Origin of the sequence: Massilia sp. Root351 (assembly GCF_001425045.1) — a bacterium.
In the GTDB taxonomy this organism is placed as follows: Bacteria; Pseudomonadota; Gammaproteobacteria; order Burkholderiales; family Burkholderiaceae_D; genus Rugamonas.
The window spans coordinates 1-3,223 of sequence record NZ_LMDJ01000025.1; the positions used below are offsets into that span (position 1 = coordinate 1).

Annotated in this window: 3 protein-coding genes; 1 reads left to right on the plus strand and 2 read right to left on the minus strand. The window is 59.7% G+C overall.

Annotated features, from left to right (window positions below; all coding sequences use genetic code 11):
* On the minus strand, positions 1-1,156 hold a 1,156-nt coding region (locus tag ASD15_RS19950; protein WP_157201039.1), incomplete at its 3' end, for an NADH:flavin oxidoreductase.
* A gap of 100 nt (positions 1,157-1,256) precedes the next feature.
* Between ASD15_RS19950 and ASD15_RS19955 the strand changes: the two genes are divergently transcribed.
* Positions 1,257-1,625 (plus strand): helix-turn-helix domain-containing protein, encoded by a 369-nt coding sequence (locus ASD15_RS19955; protein ID WP_057156804.1) that lies wholly within the window; start codon positions 1,257-1,259, stop codon positions 1,623-1,625.
* Positions 1,626-1,711: 86 nt separating this feature from the next.
* Here ASD15_RS19955 and ASD15_RS19960 read toward each other — a convergent pair whose 3' ends face one another.
* On the minus strand, positions 1,712-3,109 hold the full coding sequence (locus tag ASD15_RS19960; RefSeq protein WP_057156805.1) for a tannase/feruloyl esterase family alpha/beta hydrolase: 1,398 nt from the start codon (positions 3,107-3,109) through the stop codon (positions 1,712-1,714).
* Between the last annotated feature and the right edge of the window lie 114 nt (positions 3,110-3,223).

The following is a 3,223-nucleotide window of genomic DNA, read 5'->3' on the forward strand; positions in this document are numbered from 1 at the left end:
AGCGCGCTCCATCACTTCGGGGGAAAACTTCGTGGATTTTCGTTTCATGGCTCCATTCTCTCAGATGTTGGAGCCTCCCAGATTTCCGGTCCGGTTCACCCTGGATTTTCGCCGTCCAGTCAGGATCGCTGATCAAGGCCCGGCCCACAGCAATCAGGTCAAACTCATCGCGAGCCATGCGTTCGATCAGCCGGTCCAGGCTCATGATGCCGGAGCCCTTGCCAGCAAACGCGTTCAGCACATCGCCGTCTAGTCCCACCGATCCGACGCTGATGGTGGTGGCGCCGGTCAGCTTCTTGGCCCAGCCGGCGCAATTGAGGCCGTTCTCGCCGTCGATCTCGGGAAACTCCGGTTCCCAGAAGCGGCGTTGCGAGCAATGCAGCACGTCCACGCCCGCCTCGACGAGCGGCAGCAGCCAGTCCGTCATGGCCGCCGGCGTCTCGGCCAGCCGCACGCTGAGGTCCTGCTGCTTCCACTGGCTCACGCGCAGGATGATCGGGAAGTCTGGACCCACCGCCTTGCGCGCCGCAGCCACGATCTCCCTGGCGAAACGCGAGCGCTGCTGGATGGTCGCACCGCCGTACTGGTCAGTGCGCAGGTTGGTGCCGGACCAGAAAAATTGATCGATCAGGTAACCGTGCGCCCCGTGGATTTCCAACGTGTCGAATCCCAGCCGCTTGGCGTCGGCGGCGGCCTTGGCGAAGGCGGCGATCGTGTCGGCGATGGCGCTGTCGCTCATGGCGACGCCGCGCGCCGCGCCGGGGGCGTTGAGCCCGGACGGGCTTTCGACCGGTGCCTCGGGCTCCCATTCGCCGTTCCGGGCGGAGCCGGTGTGCCACAGTTGCGGCCCCATGCGGCCGCCGGCGCCGTGCACGGCGTCGATCACGCCCTTCCAGCCGGCCAGCGCCGCCTCGCCATGGAAGAAGGGGATGTTGGGATCGTTGCGGGAGGCTGGCCGATCGACGACCGTGCCTTCCGACAGAATCAGGCCCACCTGGCCGGCCGCGCGGCGCTGGTAGTAGGCGGCGTTGGCGGGCGTCGGCACGCCGTCGGGTGAAAAGGTGCGCGTCATCGGCGCCATGACAATCCTGTTCTTTAGCGTAAGCGATTTGACGGTGAGCGGACGAAACAGCACGCTGGTGTCGATAGAGGACATGAAATAATCTCGAAAGTGGATGGAATTGGTATGGTATATCAATTATACTTAGTGTCAATTAGGCACTTTGAAGTGCCTAGGTATAGCCAAGGAAACCACTATGACGAACCGTATCGATTGCTTCTCCGCCGATTGCCCGAGCCGCGCCTTGTTTGACCAGGTTTCGGACAAGTGGTCTATGCTGGTGCTGATCTCGCTTGAAGAAGGGCCGGTCCGCTTCAACGCTATCAAGCGCCGACTGGAGGGGGTGACGCAAAAGGCGCTCACCCAGTGCTTGCGCAGGCTGGAGCGAAACGGCCTGCTGTCGCGTCACGTGATACCCGTGTCGCCTATTGCGGTGCAGTACGAGATTACGCCGCTCGGGCGCACGCTGTTGCAGCCGTTTAAGGTGATGCACGACTGGACATTGACCAAGTTGCCCGAGGTTGAGGAGGCGCGACGCGTCTTCGATCAACGCAACATGGAGTAGCGCTGGCCGTGGACTATAGGGGCCATATTTGCCGGATCATTTACGATCATTAGCGGCGTCGCGAACCGGCAACGCCACTGTTTCCATCAGTTCACGCAGGTAAAGCTGCTTGAGCTGTTCACGTCGCCGCTGATGTACTTCGGCCACTGAGGGTATTCGCATACCGGGCGCGTCCGGCCGGCGTTTTTCGGGCTGACATCGGTGGCAACGAGATTGCCGGGGGCTGTGCCGTTAACAACCCAGTTGTCGAGCGCCGTGAGACCGTCATACCCCGATTCAAACTGGCCGCCAAGTGCATGCGCGGCGCCTGGTACCAGAAAGAACTTGACGAACTGCTTGAGCGCGCCGCCACCGTATCGGGCCTCCAGGCGTTTGTAGTAATCGACCGTCATCTGATAGGGGATGAAATTATCCGATGTCCCATGCTGAAGTATCAGCTTGCCGCCCCGACTCTGAAACGCCACGAGATCAGTGGTGGTCGCGTCCAGGAGCGCGCTGACTGCTTGCACCCTGGCTGTCAGCGGTCCGGGATCCGCCGGATTGAACGATAGGGTGTTGAGACTGGTGTCCCGCGCCACCCAGTACTGCACTATGTCGTTATAAAAAGCGTAGAAGAACGAACTGTCCCCAAAGACGAACGGTTTTTTCCGAGCGGCGGCTTGCGAAGCTCCCAATGGAGCGGGGAAGGAGGGGGAAAAATCAGGACCGAACAAAGTAAAACCCGGAACCTCCTGTATCCCATTCGCAAAGGAATAATTCGTCTTCAGCGGGGAGGCGATCGCCTCATAGGTTTTCAGTTGGGCATCGGACAAGCATGTGTTGCCCGAGTCGGCCCCGCTTTCGCAGCGCATGGGGGTGATATCAAACGTGCACGCCTGAGGCTTGCTGATGATCCCATCTGCAACGCCGTCGTCCGCATCGCATTGCTTGAATATGGCCGCGTTGACCAAGGCAGATTTCTCGGCAGTGATGAACCCGCCGGGCGCCAAGAAAGCCTGCGCAATTTTACCGAACTGAAACGCCAGCCCAGTCAAATTAGACGCCGGGAAAGTCGAGATAACACCGTCATAATCGGCCGGATAGCGTTGCGCTGCGAGCAATCCTTGACGCCCCCCGCCGGAGCCGCCGATATAGTAACTGTGTTTGATTGGGGACCCGAAACGCTTCCTGGTCAGGTAGGCCACAACATCGTGCGTCTTTTTTACATGAGCGCCGGCGTAGTTAAGCAGGGCTTCGTCGTTCGCTCCGAATGTGCCATCACCCGAATTGCCCTGGTGCCCCGAATCGCTCCCATAGGTAATGAATCCCCTCGCCAGCGGAGTCTTTACGCCTGGCGCTTCGGTTAACGAAAATCCACTTGTCGCAAAGCTCCTGGTATTCGGTATGACACCGTCCGCGCCTCCGCCGCCGAAATGTACCAGCTTCCCATTCCAGCCGGTGGGCAAATCGGCTTCAAATTTGATGTCAGGAGCTGATTTGTCCACTGGATGAATACTTCCTGGTTCGCGTCAACTATCTTGTCCGGTCGGCGTCAATTATCTTGGCCGGTGAAGCGAGAGGTGTTTAGTCCTTCCTTTTCTTTGACTGTTGCGTAGTGC